This window comes from Actinoplanes cyaneus (assembly GCF_016862095.1).
GTDB lineage: Bacteria > Actinomycetota > Actinomycetes > Mycobacteriales > Micromonosporaceae > Actinoplanes > Actinoplanes cyaneus.
The window spans coordinates 222,670-246,903 of the sequence record NZ_BOMH01000007.1; the positions used below are offsets into that span (position 1 = coordinate 222,670).

22 protein-coding genes are annotated in these 24,234 nt (G+C 72.9%); 14 read left to right on the forward strand and 8 right to left on the reverse strand.

What is annotated here, in order from left to right; all coding sequences use genetic code 11:
* Positions 1–451: 451 nt before the first annotated feature.
* The 5 genes from Acy02nite_RS05365 to Acy02nite_RS05385 all read right to left on the reverse strand — a co-directional run bounded on the left by Acy02nite_RS05365 (position 452) and on the right by Acy02nite_RS05385 (position 6,153).
* Positions 452–739 carry an Lrp/AsnC family transcriptional regulator gene (locus Acy02nite_RS05365; protein WP_185040226.1) on the reverse strand — a complete coding sequence of 96 codons (288 nt, stop codon included), beginning with the start codon at positions 737–739 and terminating at the stop codon, positions 452–454.
* Between the two features lie 77 nt (positions 740–816).
* The gene (locus Acy02nite_RS05370) at positions 817–1,656 is read right to left on the reverse strand and encodes a nucleotidyltransferase family protein (protein ID WP_203738660.1); all 840 of its coding nucleotides are present in this window, start codon (positions 1,654–1,656) and stop codon (positions 817–819) included.
* A gap of 129 nt (positions 1,657–1,785) precedes the next feature.
* Positions 1,786–2,352 (reverse strand): NUDIX hydrolase, encoded by a 567-nt coding sequence (locus Acy02nite_RS05375; RefSeq protein WP_203738661.1) that lies wholly within the window; start codon positions 2,350–2,352, stop codon positions 1,786–1,788.
* 95 nt (positions 2,353–2,447) lie between these two features.
* Complete coding sequence (locus tag Acy02nite_RS05380; protein ID WP_203738662.1) at positions 2,448–4,241, reverse strand: RelA/SpoT family protein; 1,794 nt, start codon at positions 4,239–4,241, stop codon at positions 2,448–2,450.
* A gap of 109 nt (positions 4,242–4,350) precedes the next feature.
* Positions 4,351–6,153 (reverse strand): DEDD exonuclease domain-containing protein, encoded by a 1,803-nt coding sequence (locus tag Acy02nite_RS05385; RefSeq protein ID WP_203738663.1) that lies wholly within the window; start codon positions 6,151–6,153, stop codon positions 4,351–4,353.
* A gap of 179 nt (positions 6,154–6,332) precedes the next feature.
* On the opposite strand from Acy02nite_RS05385, the gene Acy02nite_RS05390 reads away from it, so the two are divergent.
* The 6 genes from Acy02nite_RS05390 (at position 6,333) to Acy02nite_RS05415 (ending at position 13,122) form a co-directional block, all read left to right on the forward strand.
* Positions 6,333–7,637 (forward strand): NYN domain-containing protein, encoded by a 1,305-nt coding sequence (locus Acy02nite_RS05390; RefSeq protein WP_239174302.1) that lies wholly within the window; start codon positions 6,333–6,335, stop codon positions 7,635–7,637.
* A gap of 273 nt (positions 7,638–7,910) precedes the next feature.
* The gene (locus Acy02nite_RS05395) at positions 7,911–8,123 is read left to right on the forward strand and encodes a hypothetical protein (RefSeq protein ID WP_203738665.1); all 213 of its coding nucleotides are present in this window, start codon (positions 7,911–7,913) and stop codon (positions 8,121–8,123) included.
* Positions 8,124–8,151: 28 nt separating this feature from the next.
* Positions 8,152–9,408 carry a M48 family metallopeptidase gene (locus Acy02nite_RS05400; RefSeq protein WP_203738666.1) on the forward strand — a complete coding sequence of 419 codons (1,257 nt, stop codon included), beginning with the start codon at positions 8,152–8,154 and terminating at the stop codon, positions 9,406–9,408.
* A complete protein-coding gene (locus Acy02nite_RS05405) occupies positions 9,408–10,550 on the forward strand; it encodes a glycosyltransferase family 4 protein (RefSeq protein WP_203738667.1) in 1,143 nt (380 codons plus the stop codon). Before Acy02nite_RS05400 ends, Acy02nite_RS05405 begins: the two co-directional genes overlap by 1 nt.
* Positions 10,551–10,630: 80 nt before the next feature.
* Positions 10,631–12,619 carry an ABC transporter ATP-binding protein gene (locus tag Acy02nite_RS05410; RefSeq protein WP_239174251.1) on the forward strand — a complete coding sequence of 663 codons (1,989 nt, stop codon included), beginning with the start codon at positions 10,631–10,633 and terminating at the stop codon, positions 12,617–12,619.
* Between the two features lie 20 nt (positions 12,620–12,639).
* Positions 12,640–13,122, forward strand: coding sequence for a TlpA family protein disulfide reductase (locus Acy02nite_RS05415; protein WP_203738668.1), 483 nt, complete (start codon positions 12,640–12,642; stop codon positions 13,120–13,122).
* Between the two features lie 648 nt (positions 13,123–13,770).
* Here Acy02nite_RS05415 and Acy02nite_RS05420 read toward each other — a convergent pair.
* Positions 13,771–14,994 (reverse strand): MFS transporter, encoded by a 1,224-nt coding sequence (locus tag Acy02nite_RS05420; protein WP_203738669.1) that lies wholly within the window; start codon positions 14,992–14,994, stop codon positions 13,771–13,773.
* 67 nt (positions 14,995–15,061) lie between these two features.
* Between Acy02nite_RS05420 and Acy02nite_RS05425 the strand changes: the two genes are divergently transcribed.
* A complete protein-coding gene (locus Acy02nite_RS05425) occupies positions 15,062–15,565 on the forward strand; it encodes a MarR family winged helix-turn-helix transcriptional regulator (RefSeq protein ID WP_203738670.1) in 504 nt (167 codons plus the stop codon).
* 7 nt (positions 15,566–15,572) lie between these two features.
* The gene (locus Acy02nite_RS05430; RefSeq protein WP_203738671.1) at positions 15,573–15,992 is read left to right on the forward strand and encodes a DUF4395 domain-containing protein; all 420 of its coding nucleotides are present in this window, start codon (positions 15,573–15,575) and stop codon (positions 15,990–15,992) included.
* Here the strand turns inward: Acy02nite_RS05430 and Acy02nite_RS05435 are convergent.
* Both Acy02nite_RS05435 and Acy02nite_RS05440 read right to left on the reverse strand, forming a co-directional pair.
* Complete coding sequence (locus Acy02nite_RS05435; protein WP_014688640.1) at positions 15,989–16,657, reverse strand: response regulator transcription factor; 669 nt, start codon at positions 16,655–16,657, stop codon at positions 15,989–15,991. The genes Acy02nite_RS05430 and Acy02nite_RS05435 overlap by 4 nt on opposite strands.
* Before the next feature lie 7 nt (positions 16,658–16,664).
* Positions 16,665–18,344: a sensor histidine kinase gene (locus Acy02nite_RS05440; RefSeq protein WP_203738672.1), complete on the reverse strand. Its 1,680-nt coding sequence runs from the start codon at positions 18,342–18,344 to the stop codon at positions 16,665–16,667.
* A gap of 91 nt (positions 18,345–18,435) precedes the next feature.
* Here Acy02nite_RS05440 and Acy02nite_RS05445 point away from each other — a divergent pair, with 91 nt between their 5' ends.
* From Acy02nite_RS05445 to Acy02nite_RS05470, 6 genes are all read left to right on the forward strand, one after another.
* Complete coding sequence (locus Acy02nite_RS05445; protein WP_203738673.1) at positions 18,436–18,888, forward strand: SRPBCC family protein; 453 nt, start codon at positions 18,436–18,438, stop codon at positions 18,886–18,888.
* 188 nt (positions 18,889–19,076) lie between these two features.
* Positions 19,077–19,967 (forward strand): hypothetical protein, encoded by an 891-nt coding sequence (locus Acy02nite_RS05450; protein WP_203738674.1) that lies wholly within the window; start codon positions 19,077–19,079, stop codon positions 19,965–19,967.
* Positions 19,968–19,983: 16 nt separating this feature from the next.
* Complete coding sequence (locus Acy02nite_RS05455; protein ID WP_203738675.1) at positions 19,984–20,934, forward strand: ROK family glucokinase; 951 nt, start codon at positions 19,984–19,986, stop codon at positions 20,932–20,934.
* 17 nt (positions 20,935–20,951) lie between these two features.
* Entirely contained in the window at positions 20,952–21,629 is a 678-nt protein-coding gene (locus Acy02nite_RS05460; RefSeq protein WP_203738676.1) for an endonuclease/exonuclease/phosphatase family protein, read from the forward strand.
* Positions 21,630–21,654: 25 nt separating this feature from the next.
* A complete protein-coding gene (locus tag Acy02nite_RS05465; RefSeq protein WP_203738677.1) occupies positions 21,655–22,995 on the forward strand; it encodes a flavin-containing monooxygenase in 1,341 nt (446 codons plus the stop codon).
* Complete coding sequence (locus Acy02nite_RS05470) at positions 22,992–23,774, forward strand: alpha/beta hydrolase (RefSeq protein ID WP_203738678.1); 783 nt, start codon at positions 22,992–22,994, stop codon at positions 23,772–23,774. The genes Acy02nite_RS05465 and Acy02nite_RS05470 overlap by 4 nt, the downstream gene beginning before the upstream one ends.
* Positions 23,775–24,234: the final 460 nt, after the last annotated feature.

Genomic DNA, 24,234 nt, shown 5'->3' on the forward strand with positions numbered 1-24,234 from the left:
CGCCCGCTCGCAGGCCCGCCCGCGCCCGCCCGCTCGCTTGCCCGCGCCCGCTCGCTTGCCCGCGCCCGCTCGCGCACGCCCGCCGGCCCGCTCGCGCCCGCCCGCTCACAGCCGGAAGCGGCCGCGCCGCCGTCGCGTAGTCCGGGCCGTCGCGTGGGTGGACTGTCGCCGTGTCGTGCGACCAGCCCTGAGCGCCAGCCGGGTGTGCGGGCTGGCGCTCAGGGCTGGTCCGAGGCGCTGTGAGCAGCCGTGAGTGCCAGCCGACTGTGTGGGCTGGCGCTGAGGGTTGTCTCGGGGGCTGTGGGCAGCCGTGAGTGCCAGCCGGGTGTGTGGGCTGGCGTTCAGGGTTGTGTCGGGGGCTGTGGGCAGCCGTGAGTGCCAGCCGGGGCGCGGACTGGCACTCAGGGTGTAGTCGCGGAGGTGGGAGCGCCCGTCGAGCGGGGAGCGGCTCTCAGTCGGCGTCGGGGAGGCCGATGGCGAACGCGTCCTCCAGGTCATGCTTCGAATACGCCCGGAACGCGATGTGCGACTCGGTGTTGATCACGCCAGGTGTCTTGGAGATGCGCCCGGCGATGACCTCGGCGATGTCGTCGAACCGCGGCACCCGCACGATCGCGATCAGATCGACGTTGCCGGCCACCGAATACACCTCGCTGACCCCGTCGAGGGCGGCCAGCGCTTCCGCGACCTCAGGAATCGAGTCGGTGGCGCAGTCGATGTGGACGATCGCGGTATTCACCTGAGGTCTCCTCACCCATGCGGCCGAACATTCCGCGACCATGCTATCCACACCGCCGCCTGACAGCCTCGGGTAGATCAGACTCCCGGGACGGTGAGCCCACCCGGAGCGCGGATCACGTCGGTGAGCGTCTCGTGCGACGCGACGGTCGCGCCGGGCCAGATCACGCAGCGGGTCACGGCGCCGGCCACCCGGGCGCCGGCCCCGATGACCGATTCCACGGCGGTGCCGGTGACCTCGGCCGCCGGGTCGATCAGGCCCGCGCCGGCGGCGTGCAGGTTCGCCTCCAGGTAGAGGGCGGGCGTGCCGGTGTCCAGGTAGAGGCCCTCGTAGCCGACCAGTTCGAGCGCGTTCTCCGCCTCGGCCGGGCGCCACACCGTACGCACCAGGTCGTGATTCTGATCGTCGAGATCGGCGACGAAGCGCCACGGGATCAGGGAGAAGCCGGCGAAGCGGTTCCCGCTGAACCCACCGGTCTCGCCCGGGCGGCAGGGTTTGGTCAGCATCCGCACCGTGTCACCGGACCAGCCGGCCAGCAGCGCCGCGATGTCCTTGCCGGGCTCGCGGAACGGATCGGTGAGGTAGGCGTCGGCGTTGCCGACCAGCACGCCTCGGCCGTCGATCCACGCCTTCAGCCGGGCGACGCCGCCGGAGGTGCCGAGCGGGCCGTCCAGCTCGACGGAGAGGTGTGCGCGGCCGGTGGCGTGCGCGACCACCTGGTCGGCCAGATAGGCCGCGTTGACGGCGACCTGGCCGGGGCCGGTCAGGCCGAGCCCGGCGAGGCGGCGCAGCGCGTGGTCGAGCAGCGGCAGGTTGCCGACCGGGCAGAGCGCCTTGGGCACGGTCTCGGTGAGCGGGCGCAGACGCCGGCCCTCACCGGCGGCGAGCACGACGCCGCAGATCTCCGGGGTGGTCACGAAGCTCTCCCAAAGGCGAAGCGGGCAACGACAGTGATGGCAGGAACGATCATGAAGCGGCAGAGCGGGCCACGACAGTGCTGGCAGCGGTCGGTCATGAAGCGGCGGCGCCGGCAACGACGGTGGTGGTCACGATGTGGAGGCGGGCCGGCTCGGCGCGGCGTCGGAGAGCGCGACCGAAGGCGGCAGCTCACCCGCCCGCGGCCCGAGGCCGTAGATGCCGAGCAGACGAGCGGTCGGCCAGGTCAGCTTGGGCAGCTCGTCGAGCGGCCACCAGCGGGCCTCCAGAACCTCGCCCCCGTCGACCACGAGCGGGGTGGTGGAGGACGGCACCCAGCCGAACCACACCATGTCGACGTTGGCCGCGGTCGGCTGGAGGATCGCGTTCGGGTTGCCGGGGCGCAGGTCACCCGGCTCGATCCGGACGCCCGCCTCCTCGAACAGCTCGCGGGCGGCGCCCACGGCCGGCATCTCGCCCTTCTTGAGCAGGCCGGCCGGCAGGCCCCAGCCCCGGCTCGACGGCTGGCGCAGCAGCAGGACGCGGCCCGGCTCGGGAGCCTCCGAGTCACGGATCACGGTGACCGCGCCGACCAGGAACTTGGGGGACACGGCCCGGGCCACGCGGCGGCGCACCGGCAGAGGGAGGCCGTAGAAAACCTGGTACGCGAGGCCACGCAGCTGCCGATGAATGTTCACGCGCGTAAGGCTAGCGGGGCGCGCTGAAAGTTGCCTGTCGGCCCGGGTCCTGCCGATCGCCCGACGCCACTCACCACCTGGACCTCGCCTCCCACCTAGTCCGGGTGGTCGACCATGGCGATGAGCTGCTCGACCACGTTGTCCGGCTCGACGGTGCGCTCGCAGACCGCGACCAGCAGCGTCTCCAGATCGGGGTAGCCCATGTCCTCGGCGAGCCGGCGCAACGGCACCTCGCTGGCCAGGCCGCGGTCGTGCTTGCGCAGGGTCAGCCCGATGGTCGCGCGGCCCAGCCGGACCTTGTCGGCGATGCTGATGCCGGGCGCGTTCCGCTCGTCGAAGTAGCGGTTGATCTGCATCTGCGCCTGGCTGGACTTGACGAAGCCGAGCCACTCCCGGCGGGGGCCGCGCGGCGCGTTCGCCTCGGCCTCGACGTGCCCGTCGTTCTCCGAGAAGATCTCGACGACGTCACCGTCACGCAGTGGGGAGCTCAGGGGGGCGAGACGTCCGTTGATGGTCGCGGCGAGACACTGGTCACCCTTCGAGGGGCCCAACTCATATGCCAGGTCGACCGGGGTGGAGCCGCTGGGCAGTTCATATGCGTTGCCGTGGGCGAAGACCGTGATCTGCGCCTCGGCCAGGTCACATCGGAGCGAGTCGAGGAACTGGGCCGCGTCGGTGGTGTCCTGCTGCCAGTCGAGCACTCGTTTCAGCCAGGTCAGCTGGTCGGCGCCGGGTGGCTCGTCGGACACCTTGGGATATCGATAGCTGGTGGCGACCCCGTACTCCGAGTATCGGTGCATGGTCTGGGTGCGGATCAGGACCTCGACCAGGCGCCCCTCGGGGCCGACCACGGTGGTGTGCAGCGAGCGGTACAGGTTGTTCTTCGGCGAGGCGATGAAATCCTTGAACCGGCCGGCCACCGGTCGCCATCGGCCGTGGATCGCGCCGAGCGCGGCGTAACAGTCGGTTTCCGGCCCGTCGACGATCACCGCGAGCCGGGGCAGGTCGAGCGGCACGGTGTGGCCGCCGGCGACGGTGTCCTTCCAGATCGAGTAGTAGTGCCGGGGACGCGGGGTGACCTCGGCGTCGACCCGGGAGCGGCGCAGCGCGGCGCGTGCCTTGCCGGAGACGTCGGCCAGGTACTCGTTCCAGCCGGGACGGTTCTGCACGTGCTCGTCGATCCGCGCGAACGCGTCCGGCTCCAGGTGGAAGAGCACCACGTCGTCGAGGTCGCGCTTGAGTGCCTGGATGCCGAGCCGGTCGCAGAGCGGGACCAGCACGTCCAGCGTGGCGTTCGCGATCCGGGCGCGGGAGGCGGGGGAGCGGGCGTCCAGCGTGCGCATGTTGTGCAGCCGGTCGGCCAGCTTGATCACCAGCACCCGGACGTCCTTGCCGGCGGCGACGATCATCTTGCGGATCGTCTCGCCCTCGGCGGCCTTGCCGTAGAACGCCTTGTCGAACTTGGTCACGCCGTCGACCAGGTGGGTCACCTCGGGGCCGAAGTCACCCTCGAGAGCCTCCAGCGTGTAGCTGGTGTCCTCCACCGTGTCGTGCAGCAGCGAGGCGACCAGGGTGGTCGTGTCCATGCCGAGCTCGGCGCAGATCTGCGCGACGGCGAGCGGATGCGTGATGTACGGGTCGCCGGACTTGCGGAACTGGCCGCGGTGCTGCTGCTCGGCGATCGCATAGCTGCGGCGCAGCAGGGCCACGTCGGCCGACGGGTGGATGGTGCGATGCGTCCTGGCCAGCGTCGAGACCGGATCGTCGTCGTTGCCCTGGAAGCTCAGCAGCGACCGGAGCCGCCGGGTGAAGCTGAGCGGGCTCGGGGACGACGTGGCGGCCGGCAGGGCACGACCGAGAGCGGCGCCGTGGCCGGCGTCGACGTCCACCCGGACACCCCCTCACCGATCGTCCATCCTTCTCGACGAAGCATGGCACGTGGACCGGTGGTGGCTGAACTCCGACTTGAACCGGAATCACCACAAGTCCCCGCGTGCCCTACAGCCTAAGCGAGCGGGCGTCATCCGAACGGTCAGTTACCGATAGGCGAACGGTCGAGTCTTGGACTGATGCGGCCGATTCGGCCCTGGTGAGCAGCGTGGAGAAACGCGCCGCGCCACGAGCCGGTGACACCCAGTCGCCGGAGGTTTCCACCAAGCGGGTGTCCACCCGCTCCAGCCACGCCAGGATCCGCTCGGTCTCCTCGGCGGTGGCGGCCGGAACCGGCCCCGGTCCTGGGAGGACCGTCTCGGCGGTCAGCCTTGCCGCGTCCAGCGTGGGCCGAGGATGCGCGCGCGGCGGCGAGGTGGCGGCGGCGGCCAGCCGGCCGTACCGGATCACCGCGATCTCCCAGCCGCCCTGGTCGTCCCGCCGGGCGGCGACGATCTCCGGCAGCCGGGTCAGCGCGTCCAGCCGCTGCATCCGGATCAGGGCGCGGAGCAGCGCGATCAGGCGCGACCGGACGGTGGCGGCCTCCTCGTACCGCTGCTTGTCGCTGAGCGCCTCGATCCGCGCGACGACCGCCTCGATCACCGGGCCGGGGTCACCCGAGGTGGCGGTGCGGAACGGGAGGGCGGCGCGCACGTCGTAGTCCTCCGGGGTGATCTCGTGCTCGCACGGCGCCGGGCAGCGGCCCAGCTCGGCCAGGGCGCACGCCGGGGTGCGGGTGCGCAGCGAGAGCTTGTGGTTGCACTGGCGCAGCGGGACGGCGTCGTAGACCCCGGCGGCGGCGAGCTCGGCAGTGCGGCGCGACGAGAACGGGCCGAGATAGGTTGCGCCGTCGTCGGCGTTGCGCCGGACCACCGACAACCGGGGGAACGCCTCCGCCGTCAACTTCAGCCAGACCACCTTCTCGGGAAACTTGGACCTCCGGTTGTACGGCGGTGAGTGCGCCGCGATCAGCCGCAACTCCCGCACCTCGGCCTCCAGCGCGTGCGCACACTCCACGGCCTCGACCCGGGTTGCCGCGGTGAGCATCTCGGAGGAAATCCGGGACCGCTTCTCGCTGGCGGTGAAGTACGTCTTCACCCGGGTCGCGATGTCCTTGGACTTACCGACGTAGAGCGGCCGGTCGTCAGCGGCCCGGAAGATGTAGACCCCGGCGGTGTGCGGCAGGTTGTCGGCCAGGTGGCGCCGGCTGCGCTGGGCCGGGGTGATCGCCTTGGCGAACTCGATCGCGTCGCCCAGCGTGTGGATCCGGAAGCTGCCGAGCCGCTCGATCAGCCCGTGCAGCACGTCGACCGTCGCCTTCGCGTCGTCGAGCGCGCGATGGTTCGGCTCGACGGCCGACCGGAAGAAGCGCGCCAGGGTGCCGAGCTTGCGGTTGGGCACCTCGTCGCGGGTCAGCGCCCGGCGGGCCAGGGCCGCGGTGTCCAGCACCCGCGGGGACGGCCACACATATCCGTGGCGGGCGCAGGCGGCCTTGAGGAAGCCCACGTCATAGGGCGCGTTGTGGGCCACCAGGACCGCGCCGCGCAGGAACTCCAGCAGCGTGGGCAGCACCGTCTCGATCGGCGGCGCCGGGCGCAGCATCGCCTCGGTGATGCCGGTCAGGACGGTGATGAACGGCGGCAGCGGCTCACCGGGATTGACCAGCGTCCCGAACTCGCCCAGGGTCGCGCCGCCGCGCACCTTGACCGCGCCGATCTCGGTGATGCCGCCACCGTCCGGAGCGCCGCCGGTGGTCTCCAGGTCGAGCACGACGAACGTCGTGTCGGCCAGCGACACCGCGGCCGGATCGACCGAGCCGTCGGCGGCCAGCAGCGTGTCCAGAGTGCCCTGCACGTAAGCCGGTTGTGCCACGGCGGGCAACACTAGAGCGGGGGTACGACATAAACCGAGCCCACCTGGAAAAGATCACTTGCCTCAGCAAGCGTTTTCGCGGGCCACGGTGTGAGAATGGGTAGATGTCCGCGCCGCTCGAGCCCGATGACCGCCCCGTAGAGGAGGCGGCGACGGATGCTGCGGAGGCCGCGACCGCAATGCCCGAACCGATCCTTCCGGAGCCGGTCCGCCAACGGATTATGACCCTCGCCGCCGCGGCGCTGCCCGGCCTGCCCGGTGACGAGATCCCGGTGGTGCTGCGCCGGGTCGCCCGCTTCGCGCCGAACCGCCGCGCCCGCCTCGGCGGCCGGGAGATCGCCGCCCAGCTCACCGCCGACCCGCTGTTCCGCCAGCGGATCGGCGCCCGGATCGTGACCGAGGCCGGTGACCTGGGCGCCGCGGTGACCGGCGGCGTCGCCCCGGCCGCGGCCGACCCGGTCGAGGTCGCCGCGCTGGCCTACCTGGCCCGGCCGGACGGCTGGCGTGAGCTGATCGAGGCGGCCGGCGACGTCGTCCGCGCCGACGCCGACAGCGCCGCCCTCGCCGACCGGATCCGCGCCGCCGAGCAGCGCGCCACCCGCGCCGACCACGACCGGACGGTGGCCCGCGTCGAGGCCGACAAGCTCCGCGACGAGTTGGCCCGCGTCCGTGAGGAGCTCGGCCAGCTCCGCGAGGAGGCCCGCACCACGGCGAAGGCGCTGCGCGAGGCGCAGGCCGCCCAGAAACGCGCCGCCGACCTGCTCGCCACCGAGAAGGGGCGCGCGGCGCGGGTCGCCGCGGACCACGAGACCGAGGTGCGCCGGCTGAAGTCCCGCCTCGCCGACGCCGAGACCGCCGCGGCCACCGGCAAACAGGCGGCCAAGGAGGCCCGGTCGGTCGACGACGCGCGGCTCTGGCTGCTGCTCGAGACCATCGGCCAGGCCGCCACCGGGCTGCGCCGCGAGCTCGCGCTGGGCCCGGCCGACAAGCTGCCCGCCGACTTCGTGGCGGACGCCGCGGCCGAGCGTCCCGGTGCGCCGGAGCGGTCCCGGGCCCGCGCGCAGGACACCGACGACCCCGGTCGCCTCGACCAGCTGCTCGCCCTGCCCCGGGCGCACCTGATCGTCGACGGGTACAACGTGACCAAGCGCGGCTTCGCCGACATGTCCCTGGAGCAGCAGCGCAAACGCCTGATCACCGGTCTCGGCGGGATCGCCGCGCAGACCGGTGACGAGGTGACGGTCGTCTTCGACGGGGCCGAGCGGGTGCACGGGCTGCCGCCGGCGCCGCGCGGGGTGCGGGTGCTCTTCTCCCGCAAGGGGATGACCGCCGACGAGCTGATCCGTCAGCTGGTCCGGGCCGAGCCGGCGGGCCGCCCACTGGTGGTCGTCTCGTCGGACCGGGAGGTCGCCGACGGGGTGCGCCGGCACGGCGCCTACCCGATGGGCGCCGACTCGCTGCTGCGTCGCCTCGCCCGATCCTGAGGACCCTATTGAGGTACGCGCGCCGGGCCGCTCATGGAGACGCCCGGCCGCGGCGCCCGGCCGCGGCGCGCCCGCCAGGCCGCTGCCGGAGGCGCCCAGCCGCGGCTCCCGCTGTCCGGCTGGTGCTCAGGGTTGTCTCAAGGCCTCGAAGCGCCCCTGACCACCAGCCGGGACCTTGCGCCCGGGAAACTGTCGTACCCCTCGCATAGCGTGACGGTCACCTGAGGTGACCGGCCCGTTGCGCGAGCTGGCCCTCCCGGTCGAGGAGGGGTAATGATCATCGATTGTGGTCGTTGCGTCGAGCGGACTGACGAGTGCACCGGGTGCCTGGTCAGCGTGCTTGCCGACACACCTGACGGGATCGCCGACCTGACTCCCGGCGAGCTGCGGGCGATCGAGACGTTCGAGCTGGCCGGCTTCGAGGTGGAGCTGCTGGAGACGCCGGAGCCACCGGCGATCGTCCCGCTGCGCCGCCACGTGGCGTGATCATGAGGAGCGCCTAGGATCTTCGGACATGACTCCCCGGTTGTGGGCCCTCGTGACGTTCGGGGTGCTTCTCGTGGCGCTGGTGGTCTTCGCCGCGCTCACCGTCCCGTGGCACCGCGCGCCCGCGCCGCGTGCCGACCAGGTGGCCGCGCTCGGCCAGTTCCCGCCCGACCAGGTCGCCAAGGCGCGGCAGTTCCGGTCGGAGTTGCGGCCCGCGACGTACGCAAGCATGGTCCTGGGTCTTGTCGTGGCCCTGGTGCTGGGCCTGACGCCGATCGGGGCGCGGCTCGTCGAGCTGGCCGGGCGGCCGTTCGGCGACCATTGGCTGGCCCGTGCGGTGCTCGGCGGGCTGCTCGTGGTGCTCGCCGGTGAGCTGCTCACGCTGCCGTTCTCGGCGTGGCGGCACACGATCGTGGCGCGGTACGGGATCTCCACCCAGTCGTGGGGCGGGTGGGGCGCCGACCTGCTGAAGTCGTTCGGCGTCGCGGTGGTTCTCGGCGGGCTCGCGCTGGCCGGCTTCTTCGCGATCACGCATTTCGCGCCGCGCTGGTGGTGGGCGTTCGGGGCGGCCGGCGCGGCGGGGCTGGTGGTGCTGCTGTCGTTCGTGCTCCCGGTCGTCGTCGAGCCGATCTTCAACAAGTTCACCCCGATGGCCGACGGGCCGCTGCGCACCGAGTTGATCGCGCTGGCCGATCGCGACGGCGTGCCGGTCAAGGACGTGCTGGTGGCGGACGCGTCACGACGGACGCGGGCGGTCAACGCGTACGTCTCCGGTCTGGGCCCGACGCGCCGGATCGTCGTCTACGACACCATGCTCACCGAGGCCACCCCGGACGAGATCGTCTCGGTCGCCGCGCACGAGCTGGGTCACGCCAAGGACGGTGACGTGCTCACCGGCACGATCCTGGGAGCGCTCGGGGCGGCGCTCGCGGTCGTCGCGATCTACCTGCTGGGCGCCTGGACGGGCCTGCTGAGACTGGCCGGGGTGGACTCGATCGGCGAGCCCCGCGCGATCGCCCTGCTGCTGGCCGTGGCCGCGCTCGCCGGGCTGGCCGCCGGGCCGGGGCAGGCGTTCGTGTCCCGGCGCATCGAGGCACGCGCCGACCGGCACGCGCTGGACCTCACCGGTGATCCGCTGACGTTCGAGGCGATGCAGCGCCGCCTGGGATCGGTCAACCTGTCCGATCCTGATCCGCCGACGTGGGAGTTCCTGATGTTCGCCTCGCACCCGTCCACCGTGCAGCGGATGGCCGCGGCCCGTGCCTACGGCCGGGGCGAGCGCTGATGGCCCGCACGCTCCTGGTCACCAACGACTTCCCGCCCCGGCCCGGCGGCATCCAGCAGTTCGTGCACAACCTGGCCGTGCGGCAGCCGGCCGGCTCGGTCGTCGTCTACTCGTCGACCTGGCGGGGCGCTGCCGCGTTCGACGCCGAGCAGCCGTTCGAGGTGGTGCGCGAGGACACCGGGATCCTGCTGCCCACCCCGGCGGTCGCGAGGCGGGCTGCCGAGCTGGCGCGCTCGCACGGGTGCGACACCGTGCTGTTCGGCGCGGCCGCCCCGCTCGGCCTGCTCGCCCACAGCCTGCGGAAGAACGCCGGGATCACCCGCGCGGTCGGGATCACGCACGGGCACGAGATCGGGTGGGCGGCGCTGCCCGGGGCCCGTGGGCTGCTGCGGCGGATCGCCCGGGGCAACGACGTGATCACGTACCTGGGGGAGTTCCAGCGGGTCCGGCTCGACCGCGCCCTGCACGGGCTGACCGACCTGCGGCGGCTCGCGCCCGGAGTGGACGTGGACACGTTCCACCCCGGGGTGGACGGTTCCGCGGTCCGCCGGCGGCACGGCCTGTCCGATCGGCCGGTGGTGGTCTGCGTGTCCCGGCTCGTCCCGCGCAAGGGGCAGGACATGCTGATCCGCGCCCTGCCGGAGATCCGCCGCCGGGTCCCGGGCGCGGCGTTGCTGCTGGTCAGCGGCGGGCCGTACCGGAAAACGCTGGCCAAGCTGGCCCGCGACCACGACGTCGAGGCGGATGTGGTGTTCACCGGCTCGGTGCCGTGGGCCGAGCTGCCCGAGCACTACGCGGCCGGCGACGTCTACGCGATGCCCTGCCGGACCAGGGCCGCCGGGCTGGACGTCGAGGGGCTCGGCATCGTCTACCTGGAGGCGTCCGCCACGGGCCTGCCGGTGGTCGGCGGCGACTCGGGCGGCGCGCCGGACGCGGTCCGAGAGGGCGAGACGGGTTACGTGGTCGGCGGCTCCGACGTCCCGGCCGTCGCCGACCGCATCGCGGGGTTGCTGTCCGATCCCGATCAGGCGCGCGCGATGGGCAAGGCGGGGCGGGCGTGGGTCGAGCGGGAGTGGCGCTGGGAGACCCAGGCGGCCCGCCTCACGTCGCTGCTCGACGGGACGGCCCGGCCGCCGGCGTGAATGAGCGGGAATGGACGTGGACAGGCACGGCCCGGACGGCGTAGGAACAGAACCGAGGGACCCCTGACCGGAGGCCGCCGATGCCGGACGCCAGCCCCGCCCGACCCGACGATGCCCGACCCGCCGCCGACAACCGACCCGCCGCCGATGCCCGCCCTGCCGACGACGATCGACCCCCTGGTGACGAGGCGAACGTCCTGGAGGCCGAGGACGACGGCGAGCTGGCCCTGCCCTACTGGCTGACCAGCACGCAGGAGGCGGCTGACACCACGTTCCTGCAGATGTTGCGCCGGCTGCCACGGCTCCTGCGGGATGCCTGGCTGCTCGGCTGGCGGGCCGGCCCGGGAACCACGGTGTCGGTGCTGATCCTCCAGGTCGCGGCCGGGGTGGCCGGCGCTCTGGGACTGATCAGCGTGGTCGGCGTCTTCGACGGGCTGCTGCAGGCGGGCCCGACGCCCGAGCGCGTGCGTGCCGCCGTACCGTCGCTGATCTTCCTGGTGGTGGCCCTTGCCGTGCGTGGTCTGCTGGCCGCCGGAGCGACGGCGGCGCACGGTCGCCTGTCGCCGGTCGTCTACGAGGCCGCCGAGAATCGGCTCCTGGACCTGACCACCCGGGTGGACCTGGCCACGTTCGACGACCCGGACTGGCGGGACGCCATGGAACGCGCCCGGGACCGTGGCATCGACGCCGCTCAGCAGGTGGTCGACTTCGGCATCGAGGTGCTCACCCACCTGGTCGGCCTGATCGCCGCGGCGGGTGTGCTGGCCGTGCTGCATCCGGCGCTGCTGCCGCTGCTGATCCTGGCGGTGGTGCCGACCGGCTGGGCGGCGGTGCGCGCGGCCCGCAGCGGCTATCGCAGCCGGCTGCGGCTGATCGCGGTCTGGCGGCGGCAGCGGATGCTGGCCTACCTGCTGGCGGCGCGCGAGCCGGCCGCCGAGTTGCGGGCCTTCACGGTGCGGCGCTTCCTGCTCGCCGAGGTCGCCCGGCTGCTCCGGGTCTCCACGGTGGAGGAGATCAGCGTCGTGACCGGGCAGGTCCGGACCACCTTGTACGGCCAGGCGCTGAGCGGGCTCTTCACCGGCCTGGCGTACGTGATGCTCTGCTGGCTGCTGTGGACGGGCCGGATGGAGCTGGCAGCGGGCGGCGCCGCCGCGTACGCCATCAACATCGGCATCGGCAAACTGCGTGAGCTGGCCTTCTCGGCGAACCGGGTGTACGAGTACGGCCTGTACTTCGCCGACTTCCAGGGTTTCTGCGAGCTGTCGGAGGCGCGCGCCGAGCCGGCCACGGACCGGAGCGCCCCGGCGGAGTTCACCGAGATGCGGGTGCAGGACGTGACCTTCCGCTACCCGGACGCCGACCGCCCGGCCGTCGACGGGGTGAGCCTGACCCTGCGCCGCGGCGAGATCGTCGCGCTGGTCGGCGAGAACGGCTCGGGCAAGTCGACGCTGGCCGCGGTGCTGGCCGGGTTGTACCGCCCGCAGCAGGGCACGATCACCTGGGACGGGGTGGACGTCACCGATTACCGGGTGGACACGCTGCGTGAACGGGTCGCGGTGGTGATGCAGGAACCGACCCGCTGGCCGCTGTCGGCCCGCGCCAACATCGCGATCGGCCGGCACGATCGCCCGGCGTCGCTGGCCGAGGTGCAGGAGTCGGCGCGGGCCGGCGACGCGCACGAGTTCGTGATGGAGCTTCCACGCACGTACGACACCATCCTGTCCCGTCACTTCACCGACGGCGCCGACCTGTCCGGCGGCCAGTGGCAGCGCCTCGCGGTCAGCCGTGCCTTCCACCGCGACGCGCCGCTGCTGATCTGCGACGAGCCGACCGCGAACCTGGACGCGCGGGCCGAGCACGAGGTCTATCGCCGGCTGCGGGACCTGGCGTCCGGCCGCACCGTGGTCCTGATCACGCACCGCATGGCCAGCGTGCGGGAGGCCGACCGGATCTACGTGCTCGATCACGGCGTGGTCGTCGAGGAGGGCGGCCATGACACGCTGATGGCGACCGGCGGCCTCTACTCCCAGCTGTTCACTCTGCAGGCCAGCGCCTATCAATCAGCCTGACCAAATGGCACAGTAGTCCCATGGATCCAGTGGGAATAGCGATGGTGGGCGTGGTCTTGGTGGCCGGCTCGGCGGTGGGTCTGTGGCGCCGCCGCACCGACGGCCGCCTCCGCGTGGCGCAGAGCACGGTGCCGCCGGGCGTGACCGCGGAGCAGACTGACGGCGTGAGCGAACCCGCCGAGATCGACAAGCTGGACCCGGCACTGCTGGAGCGCCTCGGGGTCGAGCCCGGCCGGGTCACGCTGCTGCAGTTCTCCACCGCGTTCTGCGCGCCGTGCCGGGCCGTGCGCCGGGTCAGCGGCGAGGTCGCCGCGCTGCTCCCGGAGATCCGGCACGTCGAGGTCGACGCCGAGAGCCACCTCGACGAGGTGCGCGCCCTCGACATCTGGCGCACGCCGACCCTGCTGATCCTCGACGCCGACGGCCGCGTCACCCGCCGCGCCACCGGAGTCCCCACGAAGCCGCACCTGATCGCCGCCCTCGCCGCTCTGCTGCCCGCCTGACCGATAAAGATCAAATTCTGCATTGCCTGCGTCCGCTGTGGTCCGGACCGTCGCTCCCGCGGGGACCCTTCCGGGCTTCGCAGGGCGCCGGCGCGCCCAGAACGCAAAGCCCGAAAGGGCGACGTCCGTGGGTGGGCGCGGTCAGAGCAGAAAGCCGGTGCGCCCAGAGCGCTCGGCCCACAAGGGCGACGTCCGTGGGAGCAGAGAGCCGGTCACCAGCCGGCTGATCGTGGGCGAGCTCGGCCAAGGGGGCCGCCAGGGCGTGGCGCTCGGCGTCCGGCGACGGATCGGCGGGCGGCCCGAGCCCTCCGGAGGGTCCCGCCCGCCGGAGTCCGGACCCGCGAGCCGCGGCTGGTCCTTGCCCGGACGCGGCCTTGCGTGACTGCCGGACCCGCGAGCCGCGCCGCTTGCTCGAGCCGGCTGGACCTCGCGCCCTCCGGCGGGTGCTCACGGTCGACGACGAGCGCAGACCGCACGGCCCGCGCCGGCCGGGATGCCCGCACCGGGTCGCAGCGCGGGTGACGCTCCCGGCTGGCGTCCACCGTGGTTATGAGGCACGAACGACCACGGTGAGCACCAGCCGCCAAGCGGGACCCGCGCCGTGGGCCGTCCCCGTGCCGGGCGTCGCGTATTCCGGCGGGCGGGGGTTCAGGCGGGGGCGGGGACCGCGGCGGCAGTGGGGGTGGCGATGTGGGTGGGAGCGCGGGTGAGGTTGCGGGAGCCGGGGATCAGCAACTGGGAGGCGGCCGACGCGAACAGGACGAACGCGCACGCGACCAGCACCCGGTCCACCCCGAAGTGCGCTGCCAGCGGGCCGGCCAGCGCGTTGCCCACCGGCATCGCCAGGAACGACGTCAGGTAGTCCCAGGAGGTGACCCGGCCGAGCATGTCCTGCGGCACGTGGTCCTGGATGGCGGTCTCCCAGGCGACGCCGAAGAACATCAGCCCGCCGTACCCGATGATCGCCCCGGCCAGCACCGCGGTGAGCATGCCCGGCCACACGTAGGACAACGCCCAGAACGGCATCAGCAGCAGCGTGAGCCACCCGGCCCGCAGCAGCCGCCGGGGCTGGAAGCGCAGCGCCAGTCCCGAGCCGATCAGCCCGCCCAGCCCCTCGGCCGCCGAGATCCAGCCGACCGCGTGTGGCCCGCCGAGGCGTTCCAGGGCGATCAGTGGGACGAGCACCAGGATCATCCCGTTGGCGATGTGGTAGACGGTCGCTCCGAACAGGCCGCCGATCAGCCAGTCCCGCCCGCGGATCTCCCGCCATCCCGCGGCCAGATCACGGAGCATGGGGGAGCGGGGGCCGCGCTCCGCCCGTACGCGCAGAAAAGCGGCAGCGACCCCGGACAGCAGGAAGCTGAGCGCATTGATCGCGAAGCCGGCCGGAGCGCCGAAGGCCGCGACGGTGACGCCGCCGAGGGCGGGGCCGGCGATGCCGCACCCGGTCTGCAGCATGCTCAGCGTCGCGTTCGCCCGCTGGAGCTGCGGCGCCGGGACGAGCAGCGGCTTGAGTGAGCCCATCGCCGGGGTGAAGAACGCGCCGGCGCCGGCCGAGACGACGGTGAGCGCGCAGAGCAGCGCCAGGTGGTAGCCACCGCCGGCGAACATGATCGCGATGCCGGCCGTGGCGACGAGCCGGACCAGGTCGGAGACGACCATGACGTGCCGGGGCTGGAGCCGGTCGGCCCAGACGCCGCCGAAGAGCGTGCCGGCCAGCATGGTGAGGATCGAGGCCGCCATGACCAGGCCCAGGTCGTCGGCGCCACCGCCGTGGGTGTACACCGCGACGGCGAGCGCCACGGTCTGGAAGCCGTTGCCCAGCCAGGACAGGGTCTGCCCGGTGGCGAGGAGCCGGAAGTCGCGTGTCATGCCAAGAAAGTAGTTCACCGTCTAACTATTAGGCAACTAATAATCAGAAGCGTGGCAGGATTGGCCCATGGAAGACGGTGTGGACCAGCACGTGGCCCGGTGGGCGACCTTCTGGAAGGACGAGCCGAAGTTCGCGCCCGAGGTCGAGGGCGCTCTCGTCCGGATGAAGCACATCCTGCGCTGGATCGAGCGGGACGACGCGGCGGCCTTCGCGCGCATCGAGGAGGACTTCACCCTGCAGGACTTCAAGACCCTGCACGTGCTGATGATCCAGCCCTGGCCGACCGAGGCGACCCCGGCGCAGCTTGCCGAGGCGGCGAACGTGACCCGCGCGGCGATGACCAGCCGGCTGGACCGGCTGGAGTCGGCCGGCCTGGTGACGCGCACGATCGACGCCCAGGATCGGCGGCGGGTGCTGATCCGGCCCACGGCGGCCGGGCGCGACAAGTGGAACAGCTACATCTTCCAGGGCATGGCGCGCGATCAGGCCGCGCTCAAGGCGCTCTCGTACGACGAGGTGGTGCAGCTCAACGGGCTGCTGCGCAAAGTCCTACATTCCCTGGGGGAATAATGGGTGAATGGAACTCGATCCACGCGGCCAGCGCTTCGCCGCGACCATAACCAGCGTTGTCATCGCGCTCGTGCTGATCACCGGCTCCGGCTGGCTGGCACTGGCGCAGGCGGTGGTCTTCGCGATCACCGCGTACCGCCCGAAATGGGGTCCCTACGCGCTCGTCTACCGCGGCCTCTTCACGCCGAGCGGGGAGAGGGAGCCCGCCGCGCCGGTGCGCTTCGCGCAACTGGTCGGCTTCGTGTTCCTGAGCACCTCCGCGGGGGGATACCTCACGGGCGCGGAGACGCTCGGGCTTGGCGCCGCGGCGTTCGGGCTGCTCGCGGCGTTCCTCAATGCTGCTTTCGGGCTGTGCCTGGGCTGCGAGGCCTATCTGGGGATTCGTAGGCTTACAGGCAGAAACGCCGAAAGTGTCAGGAGTGTCTAGAACTTGGGAGCGTCAGGAGCTTCGAGCAGCCCCAGGCGCAGCGCCGTCATGAGAGCCTGGGCCCGGTTCGCCGCGCCCAGCTTCTCGTAGAGCTTCGAGATGTGGGTCTTCGCCGTCGACTCCGAGACGAAGAGCTGCTTGGCGATCCCGGCGACGCTCATGCCGTCGGCGAGCAGCCGCAGCACCTGACCCTCCCGCGGGGACAGCTGCGGGCCGGACGGGGCGAGCCGGCGCTTCATCGCCTCGGCGAGGTCCGCCGCGGTGAACGCGCTGGGCGCCGAGGCGGCGTGCCGGGCGGCCGCCACGACCTCGTCCGCCGGAGCGGTTTTCGGCACGAACGCGCTGGCCCCGGCCTCGAGAGCGCCGAAGAGCTGGTCGTCGCCCGCATACATGGTCAGGACCACGATGCCCATGTTGGCGTTGTTCTTCCGGAGGGCACGGGTGGCCTCCAGGCCGCTGCCGTCGGGCAGCCGCAGATCCATGATCACGACATCCGGCTGCAGCGCGCCCGCCTGGCGCACCGCCTCCGCCGCCGTCGCCGCCTCGCCGACGACCTCGAACTGCCGGTCGCGCTCGAATGCGTGTCGCAGCCCCTTACGGATCAAGTCGTGATCGTCGACAAGGAGGACCTTGGTGCGCGTCGTCGGCGCAGGACTGGTCGACATGCTCGGGTTACTCCCCTTCTGGAGCGGAAACGCTATCCCGCACGCTATCGCGCCGAGGCGGAGTTCCGAGCACTACGGCGACGGTTGTCCCGCTGGGGTGTCTCGGGGTGATCTTGAGACGACCCCGGATGCGCTCGGCCCGTTCGGCCATGATGGTCAGACCGTACCGGCCGTCGGGTCGATTGTCGGCGAAACCCTTGCCGTCGTCAGAGACTTCGATCTCCGCGTACGGCGGATCGACGGTGCACGTGACCCACAGGTTCGCCGCCCCCGCGTGCTTGCGCGCGTTGGTGATCGCCTCCTGGGCGATGCGCAGCAGCTCCGCCTCGGTCGCGGCGGGCAGCCGTGCGGTCGACTCGTCGAACGTGAAGTGCACGCGCAGGCCGGCGCTCGTGCCCAGCGTCCGCGCGTACTCCGCGATCGCGGCGGCCAGCCCGCCGTTGCGGTCCACCTCCGAGCGCAGCTCGAACAGGCTGAGCCGCAGCTCGGTGATCACCCGGGTCACCTCGCCGCGTAGCGCACGCAGCTCCTCGGCCGTCTCCTCGGCGCCCTCCGGCAGCGTGGCCTGGGCGTTGTCGATGCCGTAGCCGACCATCACCAGCTCCTGGGCGACCCCGTCGTGGATCTCCCGGGCCAGGCGCTGGCGCTCCTCGTTGGTCGCCAGCGACCGCACGTCGTCGAAGAGCAGCGCCGCCTCCAGCCGCAGCGCGGCCGGATCGGTCACCTCGGTCACCGACTGCACCACCGCCGGCGGGAACGCCCCCGAGGCGTCCGTCTCCAGGATCACCAGGCCGATCGTCCGCACGCCGGCGACCAGCGGGATCACCAGCGAGGAGACCTCGCCACCGCGGTGCGTGCGGGCCTGCGACCGGCTCGCCACGTGCGGCTGCTGGGTGGCCCAGGCGTCGGCGATCGCCGAGTCCGCGTCCAGCGTCGTCTCCCAGTCGACCCGCTCGGCGCCGGTCTGCGCGAGCACCACCAGGCGCCCGCCGCCGCTGGCCGACAGCACCGCGGCGCGATGGCCAGGGGCGACCGCGCGCAGCTCCTCCAGCAGGTGCTCGGAGATGCCGCCCGGGTCCAGGGTCGCGCCGGGCAGGGACCGGGCCACGCTGCGCAGCTGGGTCAGCAGGCGGGTGGCCTCCGCGTACGGCTGGGGGGTGATCTCGGCCGGCTGCAGGAACTGGCGCATCGCCTCGGCGGCGAACGTCACGATCGCGCCGAGCACCAGCCACTGCCCGCCGGCCGCCAGATAGCCGGTGCCGGCCAGCACGGTCTTCGGGTCGGCCAGGGCGCCGCCCAGCACGATCGCCACGGCGGCGACACCGAGCAGGGCGGCGCCCTCGGTCGGCTTGCGGCGCAGCGCGGCGGTGAGCAGCGGCACGGCCAGGTAGGGCAGGATCGCCTCGGCGCCGAAGCCCTGGGCGACGCCGGTGGCGGCGTGCGCGATGAAACCTGCGGCCACCCCGGTCACGATCACCTCGGCGCCCCGGCCGGCCGGGGCGAGGATCGGATGGTTGCGGGCCACGAAGGCGGGCAGCGCCGCGACCGCCAGCAGGGCGATCCAGCCGAGCTGCCGGGCGTCGTGGGTGGCGATCAAGGTCAGCGCGGCGACCAGCGCGAGCATGATCACGCGGGCCGCGGCTTCGAGCGGACGGATGCGCGTGGATCCGCTGGTTAGGGCTGGCACGTGACGGATGGTAGCGGGGATGGCGGGAAACGGCCTGTCGGCGCCGGGGCGGTCGTGAGGTTTGTCGTACGCAGCGGGTAGCCTGCCGTGCATGGCGGACACCACGACCCAGTCGATCCAGGTCGCTGCCCCCATGGCCCGGGTGGCCGCGGTCATCTGCGACTTCCCGAGCTATCCCGGGTGGGCGGAGGCGATCAAGCAGGCCACGGTCGTCGAGGAGTACGAGGACGGGTATGCCGCCCAGGTCTCCTTCCGGATCGACGCCGGCGTGATGGCCGACGAGTACACGTTGGAGTATGCGTACGCCGACGACCTGTCCCGCATCGAGTGGCACCTGGTCGCGCCCTCCAAGACGCAGAAGTCCCAGGAGGGCTCCTACGACCTGGTGGAGAACGCCGACGGCAGCACCACCGTGACGTACACGCTGGCGGTCGACCTCGCGATCGGGATGCTGGGGATGTTCCGCCGCAAAGCCGAGAAAATGATCATCGATACGGCGCTGAAAGAGCTCAAGCGCCGCGTGGAGAGCCTGCCCGCGGCCTGATCCGCGGGCCTTCAAGGGGAGGCGTTATGGCCGGGTCGGCACGTGATGAGGCCGAGCGCCTGGTGGCCGCGATCCTCGCGAGGGCCGCTTCGGCTGCCGCGACTCGCGGTTTCGGCGATTCCCGCAGCTCCGGGGGTGTGCCACCGGAAGGCGCTGATTCCTCGGGAGCGTCCCGTCCCGGTTCACCCGTGGGTGATGCCGCGACGGCGGTCGGCACCGTGGTGGACGGCTTCTTCGGCGTCCTCAACAACGTCGCTCGCGGTGGCGGGTCCGGCGCGGGCGCCGGCAGTGGCTGGGCGACCGGCAGTGCGGAGTGCTGCGTCTGCCCCGTCTGCCGGGCGATCGCGGCGGCTCGCAACCCCAGCCCGGAGACGGTGTTCAAGGTCGCGACCGGCGCCGGTGACATCGCCACGGGCGCGGCCAGCATGCTCCGTGGCTTCTCCGCGCTGGCCGGCTCGGTGCTGAACGAGCGTCCCGCCCCGAGAGCATCCGGTGGGGGAGCGGCCCGGCACGCTCCGAGCGCCGACCAGGCGTGGTCCGCCGCCACCCGCACCGCCACTCCGAGCCCGGCCCCGCCGGCCGCGGCCGATCCGGAGGCGGACCCGTGGGCGGCGGCCACGGCGGAGAGCGCCCGCGAGGCCGACGCCGCGCGGGCCCGGGCACGGGCGGCCGAGCAGGCAGTGGCGCAGGCCGTGGCCGACGCCCGGCGCACGGCAGCCGGGAGCACGGCCGCGACGGGTGCGCCCGGCAGTGCCGCCGCCCCTGCCACGTCGGGCACGAGCGAGGGCCCTGCCGCGACGGGCGGGACCGGAAGCGCTGCCACGGGCGCGCCCACCGCCGTACCGGAAAAGGGCGAATCGGACCAAAAAGCAGACCCGGCGCCCGGAAGGCCCGCCGTGCGCAAGGCTGGAGGTGACCGGCGGAGGCCGCGGGGCGATGTCTGGTCCGTGGTCACCTCGGAGGCCGCCGCAGACGACGCGGCCGGGGGACGTAGCGTGGATCATGAGCGGGGCGCCGAGGCGCCCGAGGATCGTGGCGTGCGACCGGGCGACGACGCCCGTGACGACGACGCGGTGTGAAGAGGGGACGGGCAGCGTGACGCTGACCATCGGAATCGACGTCGGCGGCACCAAGGTGGCCGGTGGTGTGGTCGACGAGCACGGCAACGTGCTGGCGTCGACCCGCCGGCCGACACCGGCGGAGGACCCGGCCGGCACCCGGGACACGATCGCCGAGGTGGCCGCCGAGCTGGCGGCGCAGTACCCGCAGGCGACGGCGATCGGGATCGGCGCCGCCGCCTGGATCGACGCCGCCGGTTCGACGGTGCTGTTCGCGCCGAACCTGGCCTGGCGCGACGAGCCGCTGCGGGACTACGTGTCGAAGGCGGTCGGCCTGCCGACCGTGCTGGAGAACGACGCGAACGTCGCCGCCTGGGCCGAGTTCCGGTTCGGCGTCGCCAAGCAGGCCGACGACTCGATGGTGATGATCACCGTGGGCACCGGCATCGGCGGCGGCATCGTGCTGAACGGCAAGCTCTGGCACGGCGCGAACGGCATCGCCGGCGAGCTGGGCCACATCCAGTCGGTGCCGGACGGGCATCCGTGCGGCTGCGGCCGCCTGGGCTGCCTGGAGCAGTATGCGAGCGGTAACGCCCTGGTCCGTTTCGCCCGGGCGGGCGCACGGCAGGAGCCGGAGCGCGCCGCGAAGCTGCTGGAGCTGGCCGGCGGGGACGCGCTGGCGATCACCGGCCGGCAGATCACCGAGGCGGCCCGGAGCGGCGACGGTGTGGCGATGGACGCGTTCGCGCAGATCGGTTACTGGCTGGGCGTGGCCCTGGCGGATCTCGCGCAGAGCCTCGACCCGCAGATCCTGGTGATCGGCGGTGGCGTGGTCGACGCCGGCCCGCTGCTGATGGGCCCCGCCGAGCGGACGTACCGGGACCAGCTCGCCCAGCGTGACCGTTTCCCGGTCGCCGAGGTGCGTGCCGCCCAGATGGGCAACGTGGCCGGCGTGGTCGGCGCTGCCGACCTGGCCCGGCGCGCGTAAGGGCGGAGGGTCCGAGGATGTCCGGGGTGCCGCTGCGCGTGCTCAGCTGGAACGTGCACGGGTTGAAGGACGACCGCGCCGCGCTCGCCGGCCTGGTCCGTGAGCTGGCCCCGGACATCCTGATCGTGCAGGAGGCCCCGCGCCGGTTCCGCTGGCGGGAGAAGTCCGCCGCCCTGGCCGACGAGTGCGGCCTGGTGGTCGGCGCCGGTGGCCTGCCCGCGCTGGGCAACCTGCTGCTGGTCAGCCTGCGGGTGGCGGTCGGCGAGACGTGGAATCTGCGCTATCCGCTGACTCCCGGCCGGCACCTGCGGGGCGCGTTCTTCGCCCGGGGCCGGGTGCGCGGCGCGTCGTTCACCGTCTCGGGCTCGCACCTGGCGACCGATCCCGCCGAGCGGCCGGCCCAGGCCGCGTTCTGGAAGGCGGAGCTGAGTGGGCTGGAGGGGCCGCTGATCGTGGCCGCCGACCTGAACGAGGGCCCCGGCGGCGGCGCCTGGCGCACCGTGGAGGACGGGCTGGCCACCACGAAGGACGACGAGCCTACGTTCCCGGCCTCGGCGCCCAGCCGCCGCATCGACGGGCTTTTCGTCAGCCGGGACATCACCATCGACCGTTACGAGATCATCGCGACGGATCGGGCACGTGCCGCGAGTGATCATCTACCGGTCCTCGCGGACCTTTCACTCCCTTCCGGCTGAGCCTCACGTCTGGCAGGATCGCCGGGTGCACGACTCCCCGGACCCGGGCGACCGCCGCGACGCCGTCTGCGTCGTGGGCGCCGGCGCCAGCGGCCTGACCGCCGTCAAGAACTTGCTCGAGCTGGGCTTCCAGGTCGACTGCTACGAGCGGGAGACCGCCGTGGGCGGCGCCTGGAACTGGCGTCACGACCGCAGCCCGGTCTATGCGGGCGCCCACCTGATCTCGTCGCGGCCGCTCACCGAGTTCCCGGATTTCCCGATGCCGGACACCTGGCCGGACTACCCGCACCACAGTCAGGTGCTGAGCTACCTGGAGCGGTACGCCGCGCACTTCCGGCTGGGCGAGCACGTCTGGTTCGGGACAGAGGTGGTCTCCGCGGTCCCGACCGGCGACGGCGGCTGGGAGGTGACCACGCAGTCGACCGGGGGCGGCTCGTCCCGTACGTCCCGTTACGCCGCGCTGGTCGTCGCGAACGGCCACAACTGGGATCCGCGCCGGCCCACCATCCCGGGGGAGTTCCGGGGGCGGGTGATGCACTCGTCGGCGTACAAGGACCCGGCCGTCCTGCGCGACCGGAAGGTGCTGGTCATCGGCGGCGGCAACACCGGCTGCGACCTCGCCGTGGAAGCCGCCCAGCAGGCCCGTCAGGTGTGGCACTCGACGCGGCGCGGGTACTGGTACGCCCCGAAGTACGTGCTCGGCCGCCCCGCCGACCAGGTCAACGACCGCCTGCTGAAGTGGCGGCTGCCGTTGCGCCTGCGGCAGTGGCTCTACCGCCGCACGGTCGCGATGACCACCGGCGACCTGACCCGCTTCGGGCTGCCCGAGCCGGACCACCAGCCGTACGAGAGTCACCCGATCGTCAACAGCCAGCTCCCGTACTACCTGGGCCACGGCCGGATCACCCCGGTGCCGGACGTGACCGCGTTCGACGGCTCCGCGGCCGAGCTCGCCGACGGCCGCCGCATCGAGCCCGACCTGGTGATCACCGCGACCGGCTACCGTCCGCGCTTCGAGTTCCTCGCCCCCGAGCTGCTCGACGCCGACGAGCAGGGTCGCCCCGACCTGCACCTGCACACGTTCGCCCGCAAGCACCCGACGCTCGCCGTGATCGGCCTCGTCCAGCCGGACTCCGGGGTGTTTCCGCTCGCCCACTGGCAGAGCGTGGCGACCGCGCGGTGGCTGCGGCTGCGCCTCACCGACCCGGCGAGGGCCGCCGCGGTCCAGCAGAAGGAGTCGGCCAAGCCGCTGGCGTCCTGGTCGAAGCGGCGGGTGGTGAAGACCGAGCGGCACTGGTTCGAGGTCGACCACCTCGACTATCTGCGCTCGCTGGAGAGTCTGCTCAACGAGATGGAACCGGCATGACCGCTTTTGATCTGCTCCGGTTCGAGGACTGGACGAACCCGGTCCCGCCCGCCGACCGTGAGGTCGTCTCACTGCTCCCGGAGGAGGACGACGGCCGCCCGCCGCTCCTGTTCGTCCCCGGCCTGGGCCACGGCGCCTGGGCGTTCGCCGAGCACTGGCTCCCGCACGCCGCCGGCCGCGGTTTCCCGGCGCACGCCCTCACCCCGCGCCCCGGCGGTGACCTGCGCGCCCAGGTCCACGACGTGGTGCAGACCGCCGCGTCCCTGCCCCGCCAGGCGGTGCTGATCGGCCACGGCGTCGGCGCGCTCGTGGTCGCGCGGGCGCTGGGCCGTTACCCGGCACGGGCCGCGGTGCTGGCCGCGCCGGTGCTCGGCGGCTGGTCCGCGCTCGGCTCGGCCCTGCGCGCCAACCCGGGCGGCACGCTGCCCGCGCTGGTCGGCGGTCGGCTGAGCCTGTCCGCGCGCCAGCTCTTCCAATCCGGCCCGCCTGCCCTGACCGCGGAGCAGATCACCGGCTACCTGTCCCGCCTCGACCCGAAGCCCCGCGCCGAGCTCCTCCGCCGGGCCACCCCGCCACGCCCGGTCGGCGACGCCCCGGTGCTGGTCATCGGCAGCCCGGACGACCGCGTCGTCGCCCGTCCGGCCCTCGACCGCGCGGCCGCCGCCTACTCCGGCGCGCCGCTGATGTTCCCCGGCATGGGCCACGACCTGATGCTCGAGGCCAGCTGGGCCGAACCGATCGACGCGATCCTCGACTGGCTGACGAAACAGATCAAATGACAGATTCCCATGTCCTGGGTCCGCCGTGGTCGAGGTCCGCCGCTCCCGCGGGGACCCTTCCGGGCTGAGCAGGGCGCTGGCGCGCCCTGAACGCTCACCCCTCCAGGGCGATCTCCGTGGGTGGTCGCGGTCAGGGCAGAAAGCCCCGTCGGTGTCCACGGACGTGACCGGTTCGCACCCCGGCAAGCGGTCGCCGAGATCGACGGCACCCCGTCCACATGCGGGATCGAAGCGGGTCCGCATGCGGGATCGAAGCGGGTCCGCACGCGATGCCGCACCGCGACACGCCTCCGCGAGGTGATCCCCGCTCAGGCCCCAGCCGCGCCCCCGCCCCCGGCTGGTGCTCATGGTCGTTATTCGTGCCTCATAACGCCCATGAGAACCAGCCGGGACCGCGCGCCGCGCGGTGGCCCGGTGCGGGCTGCCGGTCGCGTCGGGCTGGGCGAGCGGTCGCGCTGGG

What these genes read in the sequence shown, in the direction of transcription:
- Acy02nite_RS05390 (WP_239174302.1), top strand. Translation starts at nt 6,333, where the DNA reads ATGCCCGAACCGATCCTTCCGGAGCCGGTCCGCCAACGGATTATGACC.
- Acy02nite_RS05395 (WP_203738665.1), top strand. Translation starts at nt 7,911, where the DNA reads ATGATCATCGATTGTGGTCGTTGCGTCGAGCGGACTGACGAGTGCACC.
- Acy02nite_RS05400 (WP_203738666.1), top strand. Translation starts at nt 8,152, where the DNA reads ATGACTCCCCGGTTGTGGGCCCTCGTGACGTTCGGGGTGCTTCTCGTG.
- Acy02nite_RS05405 (WP_203738667.1), top strand. Translation starts at nt 9,408, where the DNA reads ATGGCCCGCACGCTCCTGGTCACCAACGACTTCCCGCCCCGGCCCGGC.
- Acy02nite_RS05410 (WP_239174251.1), top strand. Translation starts at nt 10,631, where the DNA reads ATGCCGGACGCCAGCCCCGCCCGACCCGACGATGCCCGACCCGCCGCC.
- Acy02nite_RS05415 (WP_203738668.1), top strand. Translation starts at nt 12,640, where the DNA reads ATGGATCCAGTGGGAATAGCGATGGTGGGCGTGGTCTTGGTGGCCGGC.
- Acy02nite_RS05420 (WP_203738669.1), bottom strand. Translation starts at nt 14,994, where the DNA reads ATGACACGCGACTTCCGGCTCCTCGCCACCGGGCAGACCCTGTCCTGG.
- Acy02nite_RS05425 (WP_203738670.1), top strand. Translation starts at nt 15,062, where the DNA reads ATGGAAGACGGTGTGGACCAGCACGTGGCCCGGTGGGCGACCTTCTGG.
- Acy02nite_RS05430 (WP_203738671.1), top strand. Translation starts at nt 15,573, where the DNA reads ATGGAACTCGATCCACGCGGCCAGCGCTTCGCCGCGACCATAACCAGC.
- Acy02nite_RS05435 (WP_014688640.1), bottom strand. Translation starts at nt 16,657, where the DNA reads ATGTCGACCAGTCCTGCGCCGACGACGCGCACCAAGGTCCTCCTTGTC.
- Acy02nite_RS05445 (WP_203738673.1), top strand. Translation starts at nt 18,436, where the DNA reads ATGGCGGACACCACGACCCAGTCGATCCAGGTCGCTGCCCCCATGGCC.
- Acy02nite_RS05460 (WP_203738676.1), top strand. Translation starts at nt 20,952, where the DNA reads ATGTCCGGGGTGCCGCTGCGCGTGCTCAGCTGGAACGTGCACGGGTTG.
- Acy02nite_RS05470 (WP_203738678.1), top strand. Translation starts at nt 22,992, where the DNA reads ATGACCGCTTTTGATCTGCTCCGGTTCGAGGACTGGACGAACCCGGTC.